This is a genomic window from Streptomyces sp. NPDC003038 (genome assembly GCF_040611115.1).
In the GTDB taxonomy this organism is placed as follows: domain Bacteria; phylum Actinomycetota; class Actinomycetes; order Streptomycetales; family Streptomycetaceae; genus Streptomyces.
Genome location: NZ_JBEXNN010000021.1, coordinates 46630 through 69187 on the forward strand (window position 1 = coordinate 46630; position 22558 = coordinate 69187).

The window sequence follows — 22558 nt, forward strand, 5'->3', positions numbered from 1 at the left end:
GCGGCCCCTCACACGTCGATCTTGGACAGGCGGCGGATGAGGATGAAGCCGAGCGCGAAGAGCCCGAGCGAGATCAGGACCGCCGTCTGGCCGATGAAGGCTCCGGTCATACGGTCCAGCGCGCCCGGCATCATGGTGTCGACCAGCAGCAGCGAGCCGAGCCCGATGGCGGGGACGAGGTACGCCGTCACCGTCACCTGGGACAGCTGCGTGCGGATCTCGCGGCGGGTCTCCTTGCGCTGCTCCAGGGTCACCGTCAGGTTGCGCAGGCTGTCCACGATCGCGCCGCCCGCGCGCGCGGACAGGACGAGGGTCGAGACCAGGACGACCAGTTCCCGTGACGGGAGGCGTTCGGTCAGCTCGCCCAGGGATTCCTCGATGGAGTGGCCGACGGCGAGGCGGTCCGCGACGCGGCCCAGTTCCTCGCCGGCCGGGGCCTCCAGTTCCTCTGCCGCCATGCTGATGGCCGTACGCAGGGCCAGGCCCGCCTGGGTGGCGTTGGCGAGGATCCGGGCCAGGTCCGGGAGCTGGTTGATGAACCGTTCCGTGCGCCGGGTCCGCTGCCAGTTGAGGAAGGCGTTGGCCGCCCAGATGCCGATCGCGCCCGCCACCGGCCCGAAGAAGGGGGCCAGGAAGCTCGACGCGACCAGCCAGGTCCCGGCGACGGACATCAGCATGTAGACGAAGAATTCGCCCGGCGTGAGGTCCAGGCCGGTGGTCGCCAGTTTGAGTTCGATGCGGCGGCCCAGCTTCGTCTTCCTCAGCCGCCGGTCCACCCCCCGGAAGCGGCGCCGGCGGCCGGCCGGCTCCGGGGCGGCGCTCGCCGTGAGGCGCTCGATGAGGGCTGCGCGCTGGGCGCGGCCCGCCGCGTAGGCGTGTACGCCGAGGACCACGAGCAGGCAGGCCAGCAGCGTGGCGGCGAGGGTGATGAGTACCAGAGGGTTCACGGGGCGGTCCGGGTGATGCGGGTGGCGAGGGGGCCGTCCGAGAGGGCGACGCCGAAGGCCTGCGGGATCGGCTGGTTGTTCATGTAGAGGCGGTCCGCGATGCGGCGCGGCAGCGGGTGGTACTCGAAGTAGCCGTGGACGCGGGAGTCCGGCCCCATGGGCTGGGCGACGTAGCGGCAGACGGTCGTGATCCGGAAGGGCTCGCGGCCGTGGGAGTCGAGGATGGCGATCTCGGTGATGCGGCGCGAGCCGTCGCCGAAGCGCGTGAGCTGGACGACGACGTTGACCGCGCTGTTGATCTGGTCCTGGAGGGCTTCGAAGGGGACTTCCACCTCGGACATGGACGCGAGGGTCTGCAGACGCATCAGGGCGTCCTCGGCGCTGTTCGCGTGGACGGTGGCCAGGGAGCCGTCGTGGCCCGTCGACATCGCCTGGAGCATGTCGAGGGTCTCGCCGCCGCGGACCTCGCCGACGATGATGCGGTCGGGGCGCATGCGCAGGGAGTTGCGTACGAGGTCGCGGATGGTGATCCGGCCCTTGCCCTCCACGTTCGCCGGGCGGGATTCGAGGCGGATGACGTGCGCCTGCTGGAGCTGGAGTTCCGCCGAGTCCTCGATGGTGATGATGCGCTCGCCCTCGGGGATCAGGCCGGAGAGGGCGTTGAGGAGGGTGGTCTTGCCGGTGCCCGTCGCGCCCGAGACGATCACGTTCATCTTCGCCTGGACCAGGCCGGAGAGGAGCAGCAGCATCTGCTCGTCGAGCGAGCCGAGGGCGATCATCTCGTGCAGGGTGTAGGCGCGCGGGAAGCGGCGGATCGTGAGCGTGGCGCCGGTCAGGGAGAGCGGCGGGATGATGACGTTGACGCGCTCGCCGCTGGGCAGGCGGGCGTCGACCATGGGATTGGCCTCGTCGACACGGCGGTTGACGGTGGAGACGATGCGCTCGATGGTCTGCATCAGCTGCTCGTGGGAGGCGAAGCGCAGCGGGAGCTGTTCGACCCGGCCGCCCCGCTCGACGAAGATCTGGTCGGGCCCGTTGACCATGATCTCGGAGATCGAGGCGTCTTCGAGGAGCGGTTCGAGGACGCCGAGGCCCAGTGCCTCGTCCACGACGCGGCGGATCAGCTGCGCCCGCTCGACGGTGGACAGGACGGGTCCCTCGCGGCTGATGATGTGGCCCAGTACGCGTTCCAGCCGCGCCCGGCGCTCGGCGGGTGCGAGCGCGGACATCTCGGCGAGGTCGATCTCCTCCAGCAGCTTGGCGCGGTACGAGGAGACCAGGCGGCCGTCCTCGCGGGGGCTGTGGCGGTCGTCGGGGGTGTTGACCCGGGAACGCAGGCTCATCGTGAGGGTCCCTTCGGGTCCGGGTCGTCGTTGGGCATGATGGCGGTGGCTTTGGCCTCCGGGATGTCGAGCCCCGGCACGATGGAGTTGATCCGGATCGTCGCGACGGCGGTGACGGCGTCCTCCGTCGTGGACACCTCCACGCTCGCGTCGAGTCCCGCCCGGACGGCGCTCTCACCCGCCGCCTCCCCGCCCGAGCCCTTACGGGCTTCCACGCGCGCGGCGGTACGGGCTGCCGTGTCGGCCTGCTCGTGGACGTACGCGACCCAGCCGAGCTGGATCCCGCAGAGTGCGACGAACAGGAGGATCGGCACGAAGCCGATGTACTCCAGGGCGACTTGTCCCCGGTCGGAGCGCGTACGCCGGTTCATGTCACTGCGCCTCCCTCTCCATCGCCGCGCCGCCCGTGCCCTCGATCGAGCCGAAGTTGAGCGCCGGGTGGAGGACGGGGATGCTGAGCTTGACCTCGGCCTTGTAGATGTCGCCCGAGGGGCGACAGTCCACCGTGAGGTTCCAAGCCGCGGAGATGTGCTCCCCCGCCGCCGCCCGGCACTCCGCCTCCCCGTGCACCGCGCCCGCGCGCGCCGCCTCGTCCGCCGCGTTGCCCGCCAGGGAGAAGGCGTAGCCGATCAGGACGCACTCCCAGACCGCCGCCACGAGCAGCAGGATCAGCGGGACCGTGCCGACGAACTCGATCGCCACCTGGCCGCGGTCACCGCCGCGGCCACCGCCCTGGCCACCTCCCTGGCCCCCGCCGTGGTCACCGCCGCGGGCTCTGCGCGCGAGCATCCGTCAGCCCTCCCGGCCGCGGCGCAGCCGCGCCACCGGGCCGGACGCGCGGACCGCCAGGGCGGCGCCCCTGCCGGTCAGGGAGGTCGGCGAGCCCGGGGCGGCGGCCGTCGCGGGGGTGTCCGGGGCGGAGAGGAGGCCCAGTTCGCCCGCCAGGGTCCACAGGGCCTGTTTCACGGTGGAGCGGTTGTCGAGGTCCTGGAGGCGGCCCGCGTCCACCACCGCCTGGAGTTCCTTGAAGGCGGCCGGGACCGGGGTCCGGGTGGCGCGGGTCTTGGTGATCTTCTCGATCAGGCCGGGGTGGATCTCCGTGTGCCTGCTCCAGCGGTTGACGACCATCGCGGTGTCCTGCGCCTTGCGCACCTGGAGCCGTTCCCACATCCGCACCATCCGCTTCGCCGCCCGCACGGCGATCACGTCCGGGGTGGTGACGAGCACCGCCACGTCCGCCATTTCCACGGCGGCCGCGTTCGCGCCGGTCATCTGGGTGCCGCAGTCGATGACGACGAGCTCGTAGCGGCTGCGCAGGGCGCCGATGACGTGCCGGGCGGCCCGGTCGTCGACCTCCTCGCCCCGTTCTCCGTCGGCCGGGGCGAGCAGCAGCGCGAGACCCGTCCGGTCGTCGTAGACGGCGTCCTGGAGGACCCGCGGCGAGATGTCCTGGATCCCGGCGAGGTCGGCGATGGAGCGCCGGAACTGCACGTCGAGGTACGAGCCGACGTCACCGGCCTGCAGGTCCAGGTCGACCAGTGCGGTACGCCGTCCCGAGGCGGCCGCGGCCAGCGCGAACTGCACCGCGGTGAGGGTGGTGCCGACGCCGCCCTTGGCTCCGGTGACGGTGACCACCCGGCCGCCGGGGCCGGTGAACACGTCGGCTCCCCGCCCCAGGTGGCGGCGTACGCCCACGGCCCACTGGGCGGCGGCCTGCACGCGGGCGGCGAGCTCCTCGTAGGACGGCGGGAGGCCGATGAGTCCCCGCGCGCCCGAATCCATGGCGGCGGAGAAGAGCGCCGGTCCGGCGTCGGAGGAGACGAGCACGACGCCCACCGCCGGGAAGCGCAGGGCCACCTCCCGGATCAGCTCCAGGGCGGGCACCGGGCCGATCCGCTCGTGGACCAGGACCACTTCGGGCAGTTCGTCGATGGACTCGGCGGCGAGCCGCCCGAGGGTGTCGAGCAGGGTGGTGGAGTCGGGGACGGGCACGGCCGGCTCGGCGGCCGGGAGCTGGCTGAGGAGGGTGGCGAGGGCGCGCGCGGCGTCCGGGTCGGCGACCGCGGGAAGGATTCGGGTGCTCATCCTGGCCTCACTTGTCCCCGTCGAGGGTGTACGTGCGGTCGCCCGGGCTGGGCGCCGAGTCGGTGCCGGGGGCGACCAGGGCGAGGCGTACGTGCTCCGCGAAGGACTCGGCGTAGGCGACGCGCTGGGTGTCCTTGGTGTTCAGGGCGAAGGTGATCGGGACGGCTTCGGCGGGGCCCTTGCGGTCGCTGTCCTTGTCGAGGGCGGTCAGTTTGCCGACGCCCAGGACCCGGGCGTTGGCGACGATGATCACCGAGCGGGACGGGTCGGTGTCCTTGGCGCCCTTGAAGGTGGCGATGATGTTGACCTTGGCACCGGAGGTGATCTTGCCCGCGACTCCCGTCGCGGCGTCGATCATGATGGCGATCTCCTGCTCTCCCGGCTGGAGCTGCGGCTTGTCGACGAACATGTCCGCCTGGAGCAGGGAGCCCTTCTTCAGGGTGGTGAGCGCGATCTTGTCCTTGAGCGCGCCGAGGTCGGTGACGGCGGTCTCCGACAGCCAGCGCTTCGGGATGCGGACTTCCTCGAACTGCGCCGCCGTCAGGGCGCTGTACGGCGCGATGTCACCCTTGGCGCGGTACGCGACGACCTCGGCCCCGACCTTGGAATTCACGTCGCCGATCACCACGAGGACGCCGGCGAAGGCCCCGAGGGCGCACAGGACCGACAGGAGCAGCAGAATGACGCCGCGGCGCTGGCGTGAGTTCATGGGCCGTACTACCTCGCCATTCTTCGTTCGTTCATGCGTGCGTTCGGGTCGGTCAGGGTCTTGAGCGGGCGGTACGGGCCGCTGCGGCCGATGCTCCCTGCGCGGCCGCCGCTGGCGGCAGCGGTGGCGCGGCCAGCGGGGCGGCGCAGAAGCCGCAGCGGTCGCCGATGAGTTCCAGGCCGCACCAGCGGCACTCCTCGCGCCGAACCGAGGCGACCAGCTGGTAGAGGACGGACAGGTCGGGGATGCCGGCGGCGAACTCGACGAGCTTCGGGGTCGCCCACCAGCCGGCCGAGGCGGCGGGCAGCGGGTGCTCCATCACGCCCTGCACCTGCCACGCGGGGGCGAGTTCGGCCGCGACCCAGTCGGAGGCGAGCTGGCCGCGGGCGAAGGTGAGGTGCGTGGCGAACTCGGGCCCGGGCGGCAGACCCGCGCCCGCGCGCGCACCTCCGCCGCGAGCACCGCCACCGCCGCCGCCGCGAGCAACGGCCGCGTGGACCGGGCCTCCCCGAGCACCGCCCCCGAGGCCGCCCCGGTGGGCAGCGGGCTGCGTGCCCGGCGCGCCCAGCCGCACCAGGTGGGGCGTCGGGTGGGCGAGGACGGCGAACTGCGCGTTCGGCGACCAGGACCTGGCGTGCGCCTTGAGCCCGACCGGGACCCGGTCGAGCTTGGCGACCGAGCCGAGCAGGGCGCCCGCGTAGATGTAGTGGGACAGCAGCCGGGCCGCGGAAGCGATGATTCCGGGGCTGAAATCGCAGACGCTGAGCTGGCGCAGCTGACGGACGAGCAGGGCCGTCCCCAGGGGCGGCAGATCGATGTCGATGAGCGCTATCCGGTCGGTTTCGAGAATGGCCCGTACGGTGTGCAGCCGCCGGGCCGTGGCGGCGGGCAGCCAGGGCGGCACGACGGCCACGAGGTGGCCGTGGCCCTCCAGCAGGGCGCTGGTCGCGGCGAGCGCGCCCTCCAGGTCGAGCTGCTCGGGCGGGTGCAGCACGGCGGCGCCGGGTGTGTGCCGGTCCGGGGCCGGAAGTACCAGATCGGCGCTGGTGACTGCGATGGCGGTCGGCACGCGAATCCCCCCGTTCACCCCGTTGACCCCGTACTCCCCCGGCTACCGCGGGGCGGTGCCCCCTGCGGACGTCAGGCGCTCGTCCCGTGCTCGTGACGTGCTCGTGCCGTGTCGGACGCCGGCTCGTCGCCCGCTCTTCACCGGCTCGCCGCCTGCCCGTTCAGCGCTCGCTCCGTGCCCGTGACCTACGTACGCACACTGCGCGACCGCAAACGATCGACGCACGTCCCCCCTTGCTCCAGCACCATATCCGCGTCCTCCCTGGCAGGGCAGGGCCTTGGTGATTCCCGTGCCACGAGCACATGTCACAGGTGACCGGAAACCCGGACAACAGGGATCGGCAGTCCGATCAGTTCAAGCCACATCGCACAGAACCTTGACACCAGGATTGGTCTGGACCAACTTGGCGGTGGGGCACCCCACTTGCCCCCTCCCACACCTTCCCCCCACCGGAGCCTCCGTGAACCGCATACGCTCCCTCGCCCTGCTGGGCGCCGCCACCCTCACCGCGGGCGGCCTGACCGCCCTCGCCACCGGGACCGCCCAGGCCGCCGACGTCAACGTCGCCCGCAACGGAGGCTTCGAGTCCGGCCTCGCCGGCTGGTCCTGCTCCGGCGGGACCGGCGCCGCCGTCTCCTCCCCCGTCCACTCCGGAGCCGGCGCCCTCAAGGCCACCCCGGCGGGCCAGGACAACGCACGCTGCAGCCAGACCGTCACGGTCAAGCCGAATTCGACGTACACGCTGAGCACGCAGGCGCAGGGCAGTTACGTCTACCTCGGCGCGACCGGGACCGGCACACAGGACGTGACCACCTGGACCCCGGGCTCGGGCAGCGGCTGGCAGAAGCTCTCCACCACCTTCTCCACCGGCGCGAACACCACCCAGGTCACCGTCTACACGCACGGTTGGTACGGCCAGTCCGCCTACGTCGTGGACGAGTTCAGCGTCTTCGGTCCGGACGGGGGCGGCGGCACGGACCCCGGCCCGAGCGTCCCCGGCTCCCCCGCCGGGACCGCCGTTTCCGGCCAGAGCGCGAACGCGCTCACCCTTTCGTGGAACGCGGTCGGCGGAGCCGCGGGCTATTACGTGTATCAGGACGGCGCCCGCGTCCAGACCGTCACCGGCACCTCCGCCCAGATCACCGGGCTCACCGCCGCCACCTCGTACTCCTTCCGGGTGAGCGCGTACAACGCGGCGGGCGAGGGGCCCAAGTCGGCTCCGGTGACCGGCACCACGACCGGCGGCAACGGTCCGGACCCGAATCCGAATCCGGCCGTCCCCAAGCACGCGCTGACCGGCTACTGGCAGAACTTCGACAACGGCGCGACCGTCCAGAAGATCTCCGACGTCTCCGCGCAGTACGACATCATCGCCGTCTCCTTCGCCGACGCCACGGCCACACCCGGCGCCATCACCTTCAACCTGGACTCGGCGGGCCTCGGCGGCTACACGGTGGCCCAGTTCAAGGCGGACATCGCCGCTAAGAAGGCGGCGGGCAAGTCGGTCATCCTCTCCATCGGCGGCGAGAAGGGCACGATCTCGGTCAATGACTCCGCCTCGGCGGACAACCTGGCGAACTCGGCCTGGGCGCTGATGCGGGAGTACGGCTTCACCGGCATCGACATCGACCTGGAGAACGGCCTCAACCCCACCTACATGACGCAGGCGCTGCGCTCCCTGTCGCAGAAGGCCGGCCCCTCGCTCGTCATCACCATGGCTCCGCAGACGATCGACATGCAGTCGACGTCGGGCGCGTACTTCAAGACGGCGCTCAACATCAAGGACATCCTCACCGTCGTCAACATGCAGTACTACAACAGCGGCTCGATGAACGGCTGCGACGGCAAGGTCTACTCCCAGGGCTCGGTGGACTTCCTCACCGCCCTCGCCTGCATCCAGCTGGAGGGCGGCCTCGCCCCCTCCCAGGTCGGCATCGGCGTCCCGGCCTCGCCGAGCGGCGCGGGCAGCGGCTACGTCTCGCCGACCGTCGTCAACAACGCCCTGGACTGCCTGGCCAGGGGCACGAACTGCGGCTCCTTCAAGCCGTCGAAGACCTACCCGGGCCTGCGCGGTGCGATGACCTGGTCGACCAATTGGGACGCCAAAGCGGGTCACGCCTGGTCCAACTCGGTGGGTCCCAAGGTCCACGGCCTCCCGTAGGCGGTAGGTGTGGGGGTGGCCGATTCGGTTCGGCGGGCATGCTCGGGTTCTTGACCGGAACATGCCATGAGAGCACGCTGTGCGCGTCCGCACGGCTACCCCCACACTCCCACCCAGGAGAACGCATGCGGCTCATCCACACCCGACGAAGGGCCGCCGTCACGGCGGCCCTCCTGGCGCTCGCACTCGGCGCACCCGCCTACGGCATGAGCGCCACCGCGTCACCACCGTCCGCCCCGTCCACCGCCACCCAGGACGAGGCCGTCGTCCAGTACCGGATCCACGGCCCCTCCACCGCCGCCGACCGCACCGCCCTGCTCCGTACGGGCGTGTCGATCGACGAGGTGGACGACCACACCGTCGTGGTCAGCGCCGACACCATGCAGGCGAAGGACCTGCGCGCGCTCGGCTACCGGCTGACCGCCCTGCCCGGGCCCCCGGACCGCTCCGAGCCCGGGATCGCGGCGGGCGCGATGGACTTCCCCTCCGCCGACTCGAAGTACCACAACTACGCCGAGATGAACACGGAGATCAACCAGCGCATCGCGCAGTACCCGAACATCATGAGCAAGAGGGTGATCGGGAAGTCCTACCAGGGCCGGGACCTGATCGCGATCAAGATCAGTGACAACGTCGCCACGGACGAGGCCGAGCCCGAGGTGCTCTTCACGCACCACCAGCACGCCCGCGAGCACCTGACCGTCGAGATGGCGCTGTACCTGCTGCGCGAGTTCGGCGAGGACTACGGCTCCGACTCCCGCATCACCAACATGGTCAACGGGCGCGAGATCTGGATCATCCCGGACCTCAACCCGGACGGCGGCGAGTACGACATCGCCACCGGCTCCTACCGGTCCTGGCGCAAGAACCGGCAGCCCAACGCCGGGTCCTCGTACGTCGGCACCGACGAGAACCGCAACTGGAACTACAAGTGGGGCTGCTGCGGCGGCTCCTCGGGCAGCAAGAGTTCGGAGACCTACCGGGGACCGGCCGCCGAGTCGACGCCCGAGGTGAAGGCGGTCTCGGACTTCGTCCGCAGCCGGGTGGTCGGCGGCAAGCAGCAGATCAAGGCCGCCATCGACTTCCACACCTACAGCGAGCTGGTGCTGTGGCCCTTCGGCTACACGTACAACGACACGGCTCCCGGCCTCACCACGGACGATCTGGGCGCCTTCAAGGCGGTCGGCCAGAAGATGGCGGCGAGCAACGGCTACACGGCCGAGCAGTCCAGTGACCTCTACATCACGGACGGCAGCATCGACGACTGGCTGTGGGGCGACCAGAAGATCTTCGGGTACACCTTCGAGATGTACCCGGCGAGCTCGAGCGGCGGCGGCTTCTACCCGCCCGACGAGGTGATCGAGCGCGAGACGAGCCGCAACCGGGACGCCGTGCTGCAGTTGCTGGAGAACGCGGACTGCATGTACCGGTCGATCGGCAAGGAAGCGCAGTACTGCGCCTGACGAGCCGTCTGACGACTCGTCTGGCGAGCCGTACGGGGCGCCCCACCGCCAGGGGGGCGCCCTCGCACCCGTCGGCGCCGTCAGCCCGGCCCCGCGCCCCGCGCGCCGCGCGCTCAGCCGAGGACCGCGAGGGCGTCGATCTCGATAAGCAGCCCGGCGGGCAGGCCGACGTACACGGTGGTGCGGGCCGCGGGCGCCTCCTTCAGTCCCAGCTCCTCGAAGTAGGCGTTGTAGAGCTCGTTCATCTCGGCGAAGTGCGCGGTGTCCGTGAGGTAGACGCGGATCATCATCACGTCGTCCCAGTCCGCTCCGCCGGCCTCCAGGACGGAGCGGACGTTCTCCAGCGTCTGGAGGGTCTGCTCGCGCAGCGTCGTCCCGGCGGGGGTGGGCGGCTGCCCGTCGACGTGCGGGAGGAAGCCGACCTGGCCGGCGACCTGGAGGATGTTCCCCTTGCGCACGCCGTGCGAGAACCTCGCGGGCGGGGTGGTGTGGGTGCCGGGGGTGATGGCGGTCTTCCCGGCCTTGCCGCTCTTGCCGGTCTCGTCGGTCATGCCGTGCCCTTCCTTGGGGAGCCCGAGTACTCCCGGCTGATGGTGTCGGCGGTACGCAGCACCAGGGGCAGCAGTTCGAGCAGCCCTTCGGCGGTGACGACCACACTGGGGGCGGAGACGGACAGGGCGGCGGCGACCCGCCCGTCGGGCCCGTACACCGGCCCGCCCAGGCAGTTGACGGACTCCTCGTGCCCACCGAAGTCGGCGGCCCAGCCCTGTTCCCGTACGAGCGCCAGCTCGCGGAGGAAGGCGGCGGCGTCCGGAGTCGAACGGGGGGTGTGGCGGGGGTACTCGATGCGGTGGGCGAGGGCCTCGCGTTCGGCCTCCGGGAGGTCGGCGAGGAGCAGCTTGGCGACGGCGGCGACGGTGAGGGGGACGGGCCGGCCGATGCGGGAGTACATGCGGACGGGGTAGCGGCTGTCGACCTTGTCGATGTACACCACCTCGTCGTCCTGGTGCAGGGCGAGGTGGACGGTGTGACCGGTCGCCTTGTTCAGTTCGACCAGGTGGGGGTGCGCGATCTCCCTGACGTCCAGGTTCTCGATCGCCTCGGCGGCGAGCGCGAAGAGCTGCGCGCCGAGGCGGTAGCGGCCGTCGGGCTGGCGGTACACGAAGCCGCGCTCCTGCAGGGTGCGCAGCAGGCGCAGGGCGGTGCTCTTGTGCACGCCGAGCTCCTCGGCGACCTCCCCGAGGCCCGCGGGGCCGCGTGCGAGCAACGGCAGGACACCGAGTGCCCGTTCCACGGACTGGCTCATCCTCGTCCTCTCGTACCGCCGGCGGGGGTGGAGACGTTCAGCCCCGCCAGGGGGCCCCTCCCAGCGGTAGCTGGGGGAGTTCGAGGCGCGGGGCCGGGCGGTCCGGGGCACCGCCCCCGGCGACGGCGACGGCGACGCGCCGGCCCGGGCCACCGGCCAACGGCGCGGCCGCAACCCCAGCCCGCAGCCCGAGCCGCCCGACATTGACCCGTCATCACCCGGGATGTTAGACAGCACGCAGCGGCACACGCAACGCCAGTTGCACCCAGCGCAACGCAATCCCCGGGAGGCACCCGCATGGCCAGCGACCCCCTCAAGGACCTCTCCGACGAGCCGGTCGACCACCGGTTCAAGGGCCTCCCCCCGGACGCCGAGGCGCTCGGCCTCACCGTCGGCCGGCTCGCCGCCCAGCGGCGGGACCTCTTCGACGGCGGGTTCACCACCCCCGTCCTGACCCTCGACGCGGACGCGCTGGAGCACAACCTCACCGCCCTCGGCGCCTACGCCGCCCGCCACGGCCTCGCCTTTGCACCCCACGGCAAGACCTGCATGTCCCCCCAGCTCTTCCGGCGCCAGCTGGACCACGGCGCCTGGGGCATCACCGCCGCCGTCCCCCACCAGGCCCGCGTCTACCGCGCTTTCGGCATCCAGCGGATCTTCCTCGCCAACGAGCTCGTCGACGCCGCCGCCCTGCGCTGGGTCGCCGCCGAGCTCGCCGCCGACCCCGGTTTCCGCTTCGTCTGCTACGTCGACTCCGTGCGCGGCGTGCGGCTGATGGACCGCGCCCTCCAGGGCGCGCCCGGCCGCCGCGTCGACGTCGTCGTGGAGCTCGGCGCCGGCGAGGGTGCCCGCACGGGCGCCCGTACCGACGAGGACTGCCGCGCCGTCGCCGACGCCGTGGCCGCCACCGCCACCCTGCGCCTCACCGGCATCGCCGGCTACGAGGCCGAGGTCCCGGACGCCACCCCGGAACGCGTGCACGCGTACCTGCGCCGCCTCACCGGCCTCGCCGCCGAGTTCGACAAGGCCGGACGGTTCTCCCCGGACCTGGACGAGATCATCGTCAGCGCGGGCGGCTCCGCCTGGTTCGACGCCGTCGCGGACGTCTTCGCGGAGATCCCGGAGCTCTCCCGGCCCACCCTGAAGCTGCTGCGCTCCGGCGCGTACATCTCGCACGACCACGGCTGGTACACCCGTCTCACTCCCTTCAACCGGGTCCCGCAGGAGGGCGGCCTGCGCCCCGCCTTCCGGCTCTGGGCGCAGGTGGTCTCCCGCCCCTCCCCCACCCAGGCCTTCGTCAACGCGGGCAAGCGGGACATGGCCTACGACCTCGGCCTCCCGGAGCCGGAACTGGTCCGCGACCCGCTCGACGGCGCCGAACGCCCCGCGACCGGCGTCCGCGTGGTCAAGCTGTCCGACCAGCACACCTGGCTGGAGACCGATTCCGCCGACGACCTCCAGGTCGGCGACTGGGTGGCGCTCGGCATGTCCCACCCCTGCACGATCTTCGAGAAGTGGCCGCTGATCCCGGTCGTGGAGGCCGACGGCACGGTCACCGACTACGTCCGGACCTTCTTCTGAGCGGCCCTCTCACTCCCGCAGCGCACAGCCCATGGACCTGGTCATCCGCGGGGCCCGCGTCGTCGACGGCACGGGCGGCCCCTCGTACATCGCCGACATCGGCGTCCACGAGGGCCGGATCGCCGGGATCGGCCGGATCCCGGCGGGCGGGCGCACGACCGTCGACGCGCACGGCCTCGCTCTCGCCCCCGGCTTCATCGACATGCACGCCCACAGCGACCTCGCCCTGCTCCGCGACCCGGACCACAGCGCGAAGGCGGCCCAGGGCGTGACCCTCGAAGTCCTCGGCCAGGACGGGCTGTCCTACGCGCCCGTGGACGACCGGACCCTCGGCGAGGTGCGGGCCGCCATCGCGGGCTGGAACGGCGGTGCGCCGGGTAGTACGGACGTCGACTTCGGGTGGCGCACGGTCGGCGAGTACCTCGACCGGCTCGACACCGCCTTCGGCGGCCGGGGCGTCGCCGTCAACGCCGCGTACCTCGTCCCCCAGGGCACCGTCCGCGCGTACGCGGTCGGCTGGGACGACCGCCCCGCCACCCCCGCCGAGCTGGACCGCATGCGCGCCCTCGTCGCCGACGGCCTCGCCCAGGGCGCGGTGGGGATGTCCTCCGGACTCACCTACACCCCCGGCATGTACGCCTCCGGCTCCGAACTGACCGACCTGTGCCGGGTGGTGGCCTCCTACGGCGGCTACTACTGCCCGCACCACCGCTCGTACGGCCACGGGGCGCTCGCCGCCTACGCCGAGATGGTCCGGCTGACGCGCGAGGCGGGCTGCGCGCTGCACCTCGCGCACGCCACCATGAACTTCGGCGAGAACCGGGGCCGGGCCCCCGCACTGCTCGCCCTCCTCGACGCGGCGCTGGCCGACGGCGCCGACATCACCCTCGACAGCTACCCGTACACCCCCGGCTGCACCACGCTCGCCGCCCTGCTCCCCAGTTGGGCGGGCGAGGGCGGCCCGGAGGCCGCCTTGGCCCGGCTGCGCGACGACGCCGAGGCCGAGCGGATCCGGCACGCGCTGGAGGTGGAGGGCGCCGACGGATGCCACGGTGTTCCCGTCGACTGGTCGACGGTCGAGATCTCCGGGACCGCGGACCCCGCGTACGGGGCGTACGTCGGCACGCGCCTCGACGGCTGGGACACCGCCCGGCGGCTCCTGCTCGGCGACCGCCTCGCGCCGACGATCCTCCAGCACGTCGGCCACGAGGAGAACGTGCGGGCGATCATGCGCCACCCCGTCCACACCGGCGGCTCCGACGGCATCCTCCAGGGCGCGAAACCGCACCCGCGGGCATACGGCACCTTCCCGCACTACCTCGGGCACTACGTGCGGGAGCTCGGCGTGCTCACCCTGGAGGAGTGCGTCGCGCACCTCGCCGGCCGCCCGGCGGCCCGCCTGCGCCTGCCCGACCGGGGCCTGGTCCGCGAGGGCCACCGCGCCGACCTCGTCCTCTTCGACCCGGACACGGTCGCGGCCGGGTCGACGTACGAGAACCCGCGGGAGCTGCCGAGCGGCATTCCGCACGTGCTGATCGACGGACGGTTCGTGATGCGGGACGGCCGCCGCACCGACGTCCTGGCGGGACGCTCCGTACGCCGTACTCCGGCTCGATCATGACAACTTACGATGGCCGGATGGTCGCCTTCGCCCTCGCAGCCCTGTTTTTCGTCACCTTCTGCGCCAGTGTCCGAAAAGACCGCCGCCGTTTCCGCAACGCCGTGCTGCTCGGCCTGACCTTGATGACCCTGTCGTTCGCCCTGCTCCTCCAAGTGGGGGCCCTGCCGGGCTGGGCGCCGGCCGCCGCGGTGCTGCTCGTCTTCGCCGTGCCCGCCCTCGGCATCCTCGCGCTCGGGGTCTTCCTCATCGCCAACGGCGTGACCATGGTCCGCAAGGAGGGCCGCAGCCCGGCCAATCTGCTGTCCCTCGCGGCGGGGGTGGGCATCTTCGCGCTGATCACGCTGATCCTCGCGGTGTCCGACCGGGGCTCGCACCTCCTCGACTCCCTCGTCGCGGGGCTGGTGCTGCTGGTGGCGTACGTGTCGTTCCTCTTTCTCTGCTTCCTCGCCTACGCCTTCCTGTACGGGCGGATCAAGGTCCGACGCGACGTCGACTACGTGGTGGTGCTCGGCGCCGGCCTGATCGGCGGGGAGCGGGTGCCGCCGTTGCTGGCCTCGCGACTGCGCAAGGCGCAGCGGATCTACGAGGCCCAGATCGCCCGGGGCGGACCGGCGCCGCTGCTGCTCCCGTCGGGCGGGAAGGGCGACGACGAGAGGCTTCCTGAGGCGCGGGCGATGGCCGACTGGCTCATCGCGGCAGGGGTACCGCGGGAGCACGTACGGCTGGAGGACCGCTCCAGCACGACGGAGGAGAACCTCTCCTTCAGCCAGGTGATCATGGCGGAGGCCGATCCGGGCTACCGGTGCGTGGTCGTCACGAACGACTTCCACGCCTTCCGGGCCGCGATGATGGCCCGCAAGGCCGGGGTGAACGGGCAGGTGGTCGGCTCACCGACCGCGAAGTACTTCTGGCCGAGTGCCACGATCCGCGAGTTCGTGGCGGTGTTCTGGGAGCACAGGGCGGTCAACCTGAGCATCTGCGGCGCGATAGTCGCCATGACGGCGGCGCTGGCCCTCGGCACCTGAGCACACGGGGGTGCCGTGGCTCCCCCCTCGGAAGCCACGGCACCCCCTGGAACCGGTCACGGTGGTCGCAGTGGCCACCGCGGTGGTCGCTGTGGTCAGAGCCGCTGCCAGAGCGCCGGGACGTTCGGGGGCTCCCAGCCCGTCTGGGCCTGGTGGCCCTGGAGGCAGCGGTAGCTGGCCCCACCGTAGGTGACGGTGGCGCCGGTCGCGTAGACCGTGCCCGCCTTCCAGGTGCCGCCCGGCTCGGGGTCACCGGGGCCGGGGCCCGGGTCGCCGCCGCTCACCTTGAGGGTGAGGCCGTACGCGGACAGGATCGGGTTCAGCGGCTGGAAGAAGGTGGTCCCGCCGCTGGAGCAGTTGCCGGAGCCGCCGGAGGTCACGCCCTGGGCCTGGCTCCCGGAGATGTAGGAGCCTCCCGAGTCGCCCGGTTCGGCGCAGACCGTCGTACGGGTCACGCCGGAGATGGTGCCCTGGGGGTAGGTGACGCTGGTGTTGTGCTGCTGGATCGTCCCGCAGTGCCAGCCGGTGGTCGAGCCGGACCGGCACACCGAGGCCCCGACGGGCTGCAGCACCGAGCCCGTGACCTGCACGTTCGCTCCCCCGCTGCCCTTGACGTACGGAGTCGCGGTCCACTGGCCGTTGGCGGCGACCCAGGCCATGTCGTTGCCGGGGAAGACCGAGGCCTGGAAGGACCCCTGGGCAACCTGGTTGAAACCGGAGGTGGTGGTCCCGGCGCGCCCGCAGTGCCCGGCGGTGGCGAAACCGTTGACGGCTCCCTTGGTGACCGGGAAGCCGACCGAGCAGCGGCCGCTGCCGTTCATGTAGTAGGCGTCGCCGCCGCGCAGGTCGTAGAGCGGGCGCGGGGCCTCGGCCGTACGGACCACCGTGACCAGGGCCGCGTCGGTCCCGGTGGCGGCCAGCAGCCGGGCGGCCGCACCCGGCTCGGCCTCCTCGACGACCAGGGTGTTGGAGCGCGGGTCCACGTACCGGACCGGGGTCGCGGCGGTGGCGGCCCGGTCCAGCGCGGCCCTGGTGGTGTCCAGCTCGGCCAGGGTGCGGGTGACCACGGCGGCCCGGGCCCCGGCGGCCCGTATCGCGGCGGTGTCGGCGGCCCGGGTGGTGGCCACGGTCAGGGTGCGGGCCTCGGCGCCGTCCACCCACGCTCCGGCGAAGGCGGCGCCGAGCCGTGCCTGGAGCCGGGCGGCGGTGGCGCCCGCCTCGGCCTCGTGGACGAGGCGGGCCTTGGCCTGCGTGGGGGTCAGGCCGAGGTCGCGCTGCAGGGCGGTGAGCAGCGCGGGCGGGGCGTCGGCGGTGCGCAGGGTGGCGGCGGCCGAGCGGGCGGCCGGGTCGGAGTCGGCGGTGGCGCCGCTCGTCCCGGCCAGCAGCAGCCCGGCGGCGGCCAGGGCGGTACACGCCGCGCGGGCGTGTCGCTTGAGCATGGGGATCTCCTCGGTTTCCGGTGGGGGGTGGGGCGGGGGGTCTGCGGAAACCGTAGAAATCCGAACGATCGGGCGGGAGCCGTCAGTTGGCCCCTCCCCCGGTGTTATGGCCGTCGTGGAGGTCCGGCCGACGTGCGTTCATGGGGCCGCCGCCGGAGGATGGGGGCCAGGAAGCACTGGAGGAGGTACGCATGGACAGTGAATCGGACCAGCAGCCCACACGGTCGGACCGGCTCTTCACCGGCGGGGAACGGCCGTACGACCCCGAGGACCTCGTGATGGTGCAAGGCCAGGAGCCGACTCCGGAGCGGCTCGAGAAGGCCCGCAAGCTGATCGCGAAGGAGGGCCCGCAGGTCATCGAGCGCTACCTGCCGTAGCCCCGGCACAGCGCACCGGATGCTGCTACCCGCTCCGACCCGCCCCCGGGCCGGAGCGGCGCGCCGTTACGCCGGCTTCGGCGCGGGGGCCGGAGCGGCGCGCCGTTACGCCGGCTTCGGCGCGGACGCCGAGGACCACGCCGTGGTGGGCTCCGCAGACGCCGACGCAGACGCAGACGCCCCGGGCACTGGCAATGGCACCGGCACCCGCCCCGCCTGCGGGGGCGCAGGCAACGTTCCGCCCCGGCCGGCCAGGCCACCGGCCCGCGCCAGCGCCCCCGCGTGCGCCGCCCTCGCATGCGCCAGCACCCCCGCCGCCCGCCCTGCCGCCCGCCCCGCGGGATGCCACCCGAGCAGGTGCCGCCAGACCAGCGGGGTCCCGGCCAGCGGCCGGGTGACCACCCCCGGGGTCGGCGGGAAGGTGGCCCGGCAGAGCCCGACGGCCCGCCCGACCTGCACCAGGTGCACGCAGGACGCGGTATCGGTCTCGTACACGCACGCGGGAGTGAATCCGGCCCGCACACAGGCCGCGGCGAAGCAGTCCCCGAAGCACCCGTCCCCCGGCACGTCCGTCCACGCCTCCGCGGCCAGCTCGGCCAGCTCGATGCCTCCGCGCGGAGCCGCCGCGAGCGGATGGTCCTCGGCCAGCATCACGTACACCGGATCCCGCGCCACCTCCCTCCACGCGAGCCGCCCCGGCTCGGGCGGGGCGCTCTCCCCGCACACCCCGACGAGCGCGAAGTCCAGCCGCCCGGCGGCGACGCTCCCGGCGACCTCCTTCTCGGACCAGGACGTGTACGTGGTCACCGCCGCCCCGGGGTCCGCCCGGGCGAGCCGGTCGACGAGCCCGCCGAGCAGCGGCCCGTGCGTCCCGCCGAGCCGGTAGCCCGCCGCCCCCTGGCGGGCGAACCGCAGGGCCTCCTCCTGTAGTTCGCACACCGCCGGGAGCACGACCCGCGCGCGTTCCAGCACCATTTCCCCGAGCGCGGTGGCCCGTACGCCTTCCCGCCCGCGTACGAAGAGTTCCCCGCCCAGCGCCCGCTCGATCCGCTTCAGCTGCGCGCTGAGCGCGGGCTGCGCGAGCCCGAGCCCGGTGGCTGCCCGGGTCAGGCTCCCGGCGTCGGCGACGGCCCGGACGATCTTGAGGTGCCTCAGCTCCAGATCCATACGACGAGCTTGGTCCAGACCAGTGCGCATGCGCTACGGGTCGACCGCATCCAGAATCGGTGAGTGCTCGTTAGCCGCCCGGGGGCCGAAACCCTAAGGACAGGTAAATGCACGCACTCGATGTCGACTGGGACCACCCCACGGACCCGCGGCCCGGCCCACGCCTCGACCACGTCCGCGCGTACGTGACCACCGCGGGCGCCGACGGACACCTCTGGCACGGGGTCCCCACCTTGCTGCTCACCACGCTCGACCGCACCGCCGGCCGCACCGTCCGCACCCCGCTGATCTACGGCGAGGACACGGGCCGGTACATCGTCCTGGCCGCCGCCTACGGCGCGCCCGACCACCCCGCGTGGTACCGGAACCTCACCGTCCACCCGGAGGTCCGCCTCCAGGTGGGCGCCGCGGCCTTCCCGGCCACGGCGCGCACGGCGACCCCGCTGGAGCGGGAGACGTACTGGGAGGCCATGACGGCCCTGTGGCCCGCCTACGACGACTACCAGGAGGCCGCCAGACCCCGGGAGATCCCCTTGGTGATCATCGAGGCTGACGGAGGAGGCGGCCCGCCCGTACGCCGCTAGCCCGGGAAGCCGAAGCGCACCGAGCGCACTTCGAGGTCGTCCCGCGCGGGCTTGCCGTGCGGCCGCAGCCTCCACTCGTCGCCCTCGCAGTTGACGTCGAGGTAGACGGTCACCATGGAGTCGGTCTCGTTGTGCGGTCCGTAGCCGGGCAGCGCATCGTCGTCGCCGACGGCGTAGAGGTTGATGCACTTGCCGCTGTGCGGGTCGTGCAGGGTGACATGCTGCTGACGACCCATGTCGTCGACGTACTTGTAGTGGAAGTGGCCCTGGGCGGCGACGGCCGACCCGGACATCGACAGGGCCAGCGCGAAGGCCGCCACGGTCGCGGCGGCGGCGTTACGGAGCTTCATAACGGGTGATTCCCTTCCGAAGGGGGCATGTCGGCACGACCCTAGGAGGGCCCGGACGGGGCGAATCGATCCTTCACGCAGGCTCGGCGCGGCGTGTCGCGCGAAGCGGTTCCGGCGCCACCCGTTCGGGGCATTGATCACCGAACCGGTGGCCCGGCCGGGCTCAGAGGTATTCGCGGGCGAACTCGATCGCCCATTCCACCGCGGCCACGGGGACGCTGCCCGAGTGGGGGTCGATGGCGAGGCGGGCGGCCTCCCACCCCTGCTCGTACTCGCGGTAGATCGCGAAGCATCCCGTCTCGGTGCCAGCCCGGGGCGTCACCAGGAACTCGATCACCCGGTCGTCGCCGTCCGTCCCCGCCGTACTGATCGCCATGTCGCCGACTACGAACTCCACTGCTCCGCCACCCTCTCCGTCGACGCCGCTCAGGCCCGGGCCACCAGCAGCAACAGCAGCACCGCGAGGAGCGCCGCCGCCGCCATGACGGCCCCGGCCAGGGCCACGATGACCGTGCCGACGCGCTCCGTGCCGCGGCGGTAGTCCGCCGGCTTCCACTCGCCCTGGTTCATGGGGGCAAGCATGTGCGCGGGAGTGGCCCGCCGCATGAGTGCGCGTACTCATGCGGCGCAGCCGGGCCGCACTCACCCGGACCCCGCGACCGCGGGCCCCCGCACCCGACTCCGCGCTCAAGCTCCGCACCCGGACCCGCGCCCAGGCCGTCCGCGCCGTCTTCCTCCCGACCGAGGTGACGAGCGCAACACCCGCGCTCCCGGCCACCCCGAGCCCAGCCATTCCGCAGGCCGCGGCGCGGGCCCGGCCAGGATTCCAAGGGCGGACCGCATCGCCACCCACCCATCACGCGATAACGGGACATACCACTCCCCCGGTCCCCCGCTCTAATCGCTCGGCAAGCCCGCGCGCGGGCCCGTAAGCTCCCGTCATGCAGGTGATCCAGTCAACGAAACTCGCCAACGTTTGCTACGAGATCCGCGGCCCCGTGCTCGAAGAGGCCATGCGGCTCGAAGCAGCAGGTCATCGCATCCTCAAGCTCAACACCGGCAACCCCGCGGCCTTCGGCTTCGAGTGCCCGCCGGAGATCCTTGAGGACATGCTCCGCAACCTGGGCAACGCCCACGGGTACGGGGACGCGAAGGGTCTGCTCTCCGCGCGGCGCGCGGTGATGCAGCACTACCAGACCAAGGGCATCGAGCTGGACGTCGAGGACATCTACCTCGGCAACGGCGTCTCGGAACTGATCCAGATGTCGATGCAGGCGCTGCTCGACGACGGCGACGAGGTGCTCGTCCCCGCACCGGACTACCCGCTGTGGACCGCCTCCGTCTCGCTCGCGGGCGGCACGGCCGTGCACTACCGCTGCGACGAGCAGGCCGACTGGATGCCGGACCTCGCCGACATCGAGCGCAAGATCACCGATCGCACCCGCGCCATCGTGATCATCAACCCGAACAACCCGACCGGCGCCGTCTACGACGACGCGATGCTGCGCGGGCTCACGGACATCGCGCGCCGCCACAACCTGGTCGTGTGCTCGGACGAGATCTACGACCGGATCCTGTACGACGGCGCCACGCACACCAACACCGCCGCCATCGCGCCGGACCTCCTCACCCTCACCTTCAACGGGCTCTCCAAGAACTACCGCGTCGCCGGCTACCGGGCCGGCTGGATGGCGGTCTGCGGCCCCAAGAAGAACGCCTCGTCGTACATCGAGGGCCTGACGATCCTGGCCAACATGCGGCTGTGCGCCAACATGCCGTCGCAGCACGCCGTCGCCACCGCCCTGGGCGGGCGTCAGTCCATCGAGGACCTGGTCCTGCCGGGCGGGCGGCTGCTGGAGCAGCGCGACACGGCGTACGAGCTGCTCACGCGGATCCCCGGCATCAGCTGCGTGAAGCCCAAGGGGGCGCTGTACCTCTTCCCGAGGCTCGACCCGTCGGTCTACAAGATCAAGGACGACCGGCAGATGGTCCTCGACCTGCTGCGGGCCGAGAAGATCATGGTGGTGCACGGTACGGGCTTCAACTGGCCCGAGCCCGACCACTTCCGCATCGTCACCCTGCCGAACAGCAAGGACCTGGGCGATGCGGTGACGCGGATCGGGAACTTCCTGAACGGTTACGGACAGCCGTAGGGCCATCGGCGAGGCCCGGCAGGATCCAGCTCAACTTTAGAACGAATCCAATGTAGGATGGTCTCCTGACCACGCAGGAGGCCTCCTCATGTACGAGCCGATCCGCACCAAGTCGGTCGTCCATCGCATGGGCGGCAACGGCAACGACTACCCGCACAGCAGCCGCGGCGAAGCCCTCGGCATCCAGCTCGCCGGGCATCTCGCCGCCCTGCTCGCCGTCACGGACGAACTCGGGCTCGAAGAGGCCTCCGCCCGGATCGCCGCGCAGGTGGCCCGCCTGGGTGGAGCGCAGCCCGCCCGGGCGCCGCAGCGGGCCGCCGGGAACGCCGCCGCCCTGCACCAGCGCGCACACGATCTCGCCGCCCGGGCGCTCCTCGTCGCCGCGTCCCGCGCGGACACCACCGTCGCGATCCTCGCCGCCGAGCGCATGGACGCCCACGCCGCCGCCCTGGAGTCCCTGGACCTGGCCGGCGCCCTCTGAACGGCCCCGGTCCGGGGCCGCGGAGGCTCCGGACCGGGTGCCACACACCCTGCGGGTGGCTCGGCAGGGTCGCGGGGCCGGCCTGCGGTCGATGCGGCCTGCGATCCGGCCCGCGGTTGATCCTCGCCGCCCCGCGCCCCGCTTTCCGCGCGTCCGCCGCGCGGAGGGCTACCGCGTGAATTCCGCCGCCGCCACACCGCACCAGGGCACCGTCGCGACCGGCCAGACCGGACCGACCGCCTCGGCGTATTCGGTGCCGCCGGGGACCACGCCCGGGACCTTGACCAGCGCCTGAGCGGCCCGCCGTGCCGGATCCGGCACGGCCTGCTCGCGGAACTCCACCGTGACGACGTAGGCGCCCGGTTCCCGCTGCCGCCCCGTCACCTCCAGCGCCGCCACCACCCGCCTGCTCGGGGGATCGACGCGGCATCCGGTGACCCGTACGTCCTCCAGCGCCGCCCGCGACGCCGCCCCGGGCGGCTCGCCGCCGCTGGCCCATACGTACAGCCCCAGCGGGGCGAACACCAGAAGTCCGGCCAGCACCACCAGACCGACCAGCCAGCCCTGCCACTTCGACGCGCTCACGCCCATGCCACGATCCTCCCCGGCGGCCGCCCCGCCGACCAGCACCTACGGGCCCACACAGCATTTCGAAGTAGGACCGCCTGGACACTGCGGCGATCTACCGGCGCCACGC

General features: G+C 72.4%; 24 protein-coding genes. 9 read left to right on the top strand and 15 right to left on the bottom strand.

All coding sequences use genetic code 11. The features are described 5' to 3' along the window. Positions 1-8: 8 nt before the first annotated feature. Genes ABZX75_RS23985 through ABZX75_RS24015 form a run of 7 tightly spaced genes read right to left on the bottom strand, consistent with a single transcriptional unit; the run spans position 9 to position 6153 of the window. Positions 9-947, bottom strand: a complete 939-nt coding sequence (locus tag ABZX75_RS23985) for a type II secretion system F family protein (protein WP_355413789.1) — start codon at positions 945-947, stop codon at positions 9-11. Then, positions 944-2290, bottom strand: coding sequence for a CpaF family protein (locus ABZX75_RS23990; protein WP_355413791.1), 1347 nt, complete (start codon positions 2288-2290; stop codon positions 944-946). Before ABZX75_RS23990 ends, ABZX75_RS23985 begins: the two co-directional genes overlap by 4 nt. Further along, entirely contained in the window at positions 2287-2661 is a 375-nt protein-coding gene (locus ABZX75_RS23995; RefSeq protein WP_355413793.1) for a TadE/TadG family type IV pilus assembly protein, read from the bottom strand. Before ABZX75_RS23995 ends, ABZX75_RS23990 begins: the two co-directional genes overlap by 4 nt. A gap of 1 nt (position 2662) precedes the next feature. Then, complete coding sequence (locus ABZX75_RS24000; protein ID WP_355413795.1) at positions 2663-3079, bottom strand: TadE/TadG family type IV pilus assembly protein; 417 nt, start codon at positions 3077-3079, stop codon at positions 2663-2665. Positions 3080-3082: 3 nt separating this feature from the next. Then, positions 3083-4375 carry an AAA family ATPase gene (locus ABZX75_RS24005; protein WP_355413797.1) on the bottom strand — a complete coding sequence of 431 codons (1293 nt, stop codon included), beginning with the start codon at positions 4373-4375 and terminating at the stop codon, positions 3083-3085. Positions 4376-4382: 7 nt separating this feature from the next. Next, entirely contained in the window at positions 4383-5084 is a 702-nt protein-coding gene (gene cpaB / locus ABZX75_RS24010) for a Flp pilus assembly protein CpaB (RefSeq protein ID WP_355413799.1), read from the bottom strand. Between the two features lie 52 nt (positions 5085-5136). Then, positions 5137-6153 carry a hypothetical protein gene (locus tag ABZX75_RS24015; protein ID WP_355413801.1) on the bottom strand — a complete coding sequence of 339 codons (1017 nt, stop codon included), beginning with the start codon at positions 6151-6153 and terminating at the stop codon, positions 5137-5139. Between the two features lie 460 nt (positions 6154-6613). Here ABZX75_RS24015 and ABZX75_RS24020 point away from each other — a divergent pair, with 460 nt between their 5' ends. Both ABZX75_RS24020 and ABZX75_RS24025 read left to right on the top strand, forming a co-directional pair. After that, positions 6614-8314 (top strand): glycoside hydrolase family 18 protein, encoded by a 1701-nt coding sequence (locus ABZX75_RS24020; RefSeq protein WP_355413803.1) that lies wholly within the window; start codon positions 6614-6616, stop codon positions 8312-8314. A 125-nt stretch (positions 8315-8439) separates the two neighbouring features. Then, the gene (locus ABZX75_RS24025) at positions 8440-9777 is read left to right on the top strand and encodes a M14 family metallopeptidase (protein ID WP_355413805.1); all 1338 of its coding nucleotides are present in this window, start codon (positions 8440-8442) and stop codon (positions 9775-9777) included. A 113-nt stretch (positions 9778-9890) separates the two neighbouring features. Here ABZX75_RS24025 and ABZX75_RS24030 read toward each other — a convergent pair whose 3' ends face one another. Beyond that, a complete protein-coding gene (locus ABZX75_RS24030) occupies positions 9891-10328 on the bottom strand; it encodes a RidA family protein (protein WP_355413807.1) in 438 nt (145 codons plus the stop codon). After that, positions 10325-11083 (bottom strand): IclR family transcriptional regulator, encoded by a 759-nt coding sequence (locus ABZX75_RS24035; protein ID WP_355413809.1) that lies wholly within the window; start codon positions 11081-11083, stop codon positions 10325-10327. The genes ABZX75_RS24030 and ABZX75_RS24035 overlap by 4 nt, the downstream gene beginning before the upstream one ends. Before the next feature lie 297 nt (positions 11084-11380). Here ABZX75_RS24035 and ABZX75_RS24040 point away from each other — a divergent pair, with 297 nt between their 5' ends. Genes ABZX75_RS24040 through ABZX75_RS24050 form a run of 3 tightly spaced genes read left to right on the top strand, consistent with a single transcriptional unit; the run spans position 11381 to position 15310 of the window. Continuing rightward, on the top strand, positions 11381-12664 hold the full coding sequence (locus ABZX75_RS24040) for an amino acid deaminase (protein WP_355413811.1): 1284 nt from the start codon (positions 11381-11383) through the stop codon (positions 12662-12664). Between the two features lie 31 nt (positions 12665-12695). Further along, a complete protein-coding gene (locus ABZX75_RS24045) occupies positions 12696-14285 on the top strand; it encodes a D-aminoacylase (protein ID WP_355413813.1) in 1590 nt (529 codons plus the stop codon). Between the two features lie 17 nt (positions 14286-14302). Beyond that, the gene (locus ABZX75_RS24050; protein ID WP_355413921.1) at positions 14303-15310 is read left to right on the top strand and encodes a YdcF family protein; all 1008 of its coding nucleotides are present in this window, start codon (positions 14303-14305) and stop codon (positions 15308-15310) included. 95 nt (positions 15311-15405) lie between these two features. Here ABZX75_RS24050 and ABZX75_RS24055 read toward each other — a convergent pair whose 3' ends face one another. Next, entirely contained in the window at positions 15406-16749 is a 1344-nt protein-coding gene (locus tag ABZX75_RS24055; protein ID WP_355413815.1) for a carbohydrate-binding protein, read from the bottom strand. Between the two features lie 191 nt (positions 16750-16940). Between ABZX75_RS24055 and ABZX75_RS24060 the strand changes: the two genes are divergently transcribed. Further along, entirely contained in the window at positions 16941-17126 is a 186-nt protein-coding gene (locus tag ABZX75_RS24060; protein ID WP_355413817.1) for a hypothetical protein, read from the top strand. Between the two features lie 105 nt (positions 17127-17231). On the opposite strand, the gene ABZX75_RS24065 is transcribed toward ABZX75_RS24060, so the two are convergent. Then, entirely contained in the window at positions 17232-18293 is a 1062-nt protein-coding gene (locus tag ABZX75_RS24065) for a LysR family transcriptional regulator (RefSeq protein ID WP_355413819.1), read from the bottom strand. Between the two features lie 107 nt (positions 18294-18400). On the opposite strand from ABZX75_RS24065, the gene ABZX75_RS24070 reads away from it, so the two are divergent. Further along, a complete protein-coding gene (locus ABZX75_RS24070; RefSeq protein ID WP_355413821.1) occupies positions 18401-18877 on the top strand; it encodes a nitroreductase/quinone reductase family protein in 477 nt (158 codons plus the stop codon). Here the strand turns inward: ABZX75_RS24070 and ABZX75_RS24075 are convergent. The 3 genes from ABZX75_RS24075 to ABZX75_RS24085 form a co-directional block, all read right to left on the bottom strand. Continuing rightward, on the bottom strand, positions 18874-19227 hold the full coding sequence (locus ABZX75_RS24075) for a hypothetical protein (protein ID WP_355413823.1): 354 nt from the start codon (positions 19225-19227) through the stop codon (positions 18874-18876). The genes ABZX75_RS24070 and ABZX75_RS24075 overlap by 4 nt on opposite strands. Positions 19228-19390: 163 nt before the next feature. Beyond that, positions 19391-19624 carry a hypothetical protein gene (locus tag ABZX75_RS24080; protein ID WP_355413825.1) on the bottom strand — a complete coding sequence of 78 codons (234 nt, stop codon included), beginning with the start codon at positions 19622-19624 and terminating at the stop codon, positions 19391-19393. A gap of 29 nt (positions 19625-19653) precedes the next feature. Next, on the bottom strand, positions 19654-19797 hold the full coding sequence (locus tag ABZX75_RS24085; protein ID WP_355413827.1) for a hypothetical protein: 144 nt from the start codon (positions 19795-19797) through the stop codon (positions 19654-19656). Between the two features lie 371 nt (positions 19798-20168). Between ABZX75_RS24085 and ABZX75_RS24090 the strand changes: the two genes are divergently transcribed. Both ABZX75_RS24090 and ABZX75_RS24095 read left to right on the top strand, forming a co-directional pair. Then, positions 20169-21380: a pyridoxal phosphate-dependent aminotransferase gene (locus tag ABZX75_RS24090; protein ID WP_355413829.1), complete on the top strand. Its 1212-nt coding sequence runs from the start codon at positions 20169-20171 to the stop codon at positions 21378-21380. An 88-nt stretch (positions 21381-21468) separates the two neighbouring features. Continuing rightward, positions 21469-21861 carry a hypothetical protein gene (locus tag ABZX75_RS24095; RefSeq protein WP_355413831.1) on the top strand — a complete coding sequence of 131 codons (393 nt, stop codon included), beginning with the start codon at positions 21469-21471 and terminating at the stop codon, positions 21859-21861. Between the two features lie 168 nt (positions 21862-22029). Here the strand turns inward: ABZX75_RS24095 and ABZX75_RS24100 are convergent, their stop codons facing one another. Beyond that, positions 22030-22452, bottom strand: a complete 423-nt coding sequence (locus tag ABZX75_RS24100; protein ID WP_355413833.1) for a hypothetical protein — start codon at positions 22450-22452, stop codon at positions 22030-22032. Positions 22453-22558: the final 106 nt, after the last annotated feature.

Bases quoted from the DNA above. Each gene is read 5' to 3' on its own strand.
- ABZX75_RS24050 (WP_355413921.1), top strand. From the start codon at position 14,303: ATGGTCGCCTTCGCCCTCGCAGCCCTGTTTTTCGTCACCTTCTGCGCC.
- ABZX75_RS24065 (WP_355413819.1), bottom strand. From the start codon at position 18,293: ATGGATCTGGAGCTGAGGCACCTCAAGATCGTCCGGGCCGTCGCCGAC.
- ABZX75_RS23990 (WP_355413791.1), bottom strand. From the start codon at position 2,290: ATGAGCCTGCGTTCCCGGGTCAACACCCCCGACGACCGCCACAGCCCC.
- ABZX75_RS24040 (WP_355413811.1), top strand. From the start codon at position 11,381: ATGGCCAGCGACCCCCTCAAGGACCTCTCCGACGAGCCGGTCGACCAC.
- ABZX75_RS24095 (WP_355413831.1), top strand. From the start codon at position 21,469: ATGTACGAGCCGATCCGCACCAAGTCGGTCGTCCATCGCATGGGCGGC.
- ABZX75_RS24085 (WP_355413827.1), bottom strand. From the start codon at position 19,797: ATGAACCAGGGCGAGTGGAAGCCGGCGGACTACCGCCGCGGCACGGAG.
- ABZX75_RS24075 (WP_355413823.1), bottom strand. From the start codon at position 19,227: ATGAAGCTCCGTAACGCCGCCGCCGCGACCGTGGCGGCCTTCGCGCTG.
- ABZX75_RS24025 (WP_355413805.1), top strand. From the start codon at position 8,440: ATGCGGCTCATCCACACCCGACGAAGGGCCGCCGTCACGGCGGCCCTC.
- ABZX75_RS24045 (WP_355413813.1), top strand. From the start codon at position 12,696: ATGGACCTGGTCATCCGCGGGGCCCGCGTCGTCGACGGCACGGGCGGC.
- cpaB (WP_355413799.1), bottom strand. From the start codon at position 5,084: ATGAACTCACGCCAGCGCCGCGGCGTCATTCTGCTGCTCCTGTCGGTC.
- ABZX75_RS24070 (WP_355413821.1), top strand. From the start codon at position 18,401: ATGCACGCACTCGATGTCGACTGGGACCACCCCACGGACCCGCGGCCC.
- ABZX75_RS24100 (WP_355413833.1), bottom strand. From the start codon at position 22,452: ATGGGCGTGAGCGCGTCGAAGTGGCAGGGCTGGCTGGTCGGTCTGGTG.
- ABZX75_RS24005 (WP_355413797.1), bottom strand. From the start codon at position 4,375: ATGAGCACCCGAATCCTTCCCGCGGTCGCCGACCCGGACGCCGCGCGC.
- ABZX75_RS24055 (WP_355413815.1), bottom strand. From the start codon at position 16,749: ATGCTCAAGCGACACGCCCGCGCGGCGTGTACCGCCCTGGCCGCCGCC.
- ABZX75_RS24000 (WP_355413795.1), bottom strand. From the start codon at position 3,079: ATGCTCGCGCGCAGAGCCCGCGGCGGTGACCACGGCGGGGGCCAGGGA.
- ABZX75_RS24035 (WP_355413809.1), bottom strand. From the start codon at position 11,083: ATGAGCCAGTCCGTGGAACGGGCACTCGGTGTCCTGCCGTTGCTCGCA.
- ABZX75_RS23995 (WP_355413793.1), bottom strand. From the start codon at position 2,661: ATGAACCGGCGTACGCGCTCCGACCGGGGACAAGTCGCCCTGGAGTAC.
- ABZX75_RS24060 (WP_355413817.1), top strand. From the start codon at position 16,941: ATGGACAGTGAATCGGACCAGCAGCCCACACGGTCGGACCGGCTCTTC.
- ABZX75_RS24030 (WP_355413807.1), bottom strand. From the start codon at position 10,328: ATGACCGACGAGACCGGCAAGAGCGGCAAGGCCGGGAAGACCGCCATC.
- ABZX75_RS24090 (WP_355413829.1), top strand. From the start codon at position 20,169: ATGCAGGTGATCCAGTCAACGAAACTCGCCAACGTTTGCTACGAGATC.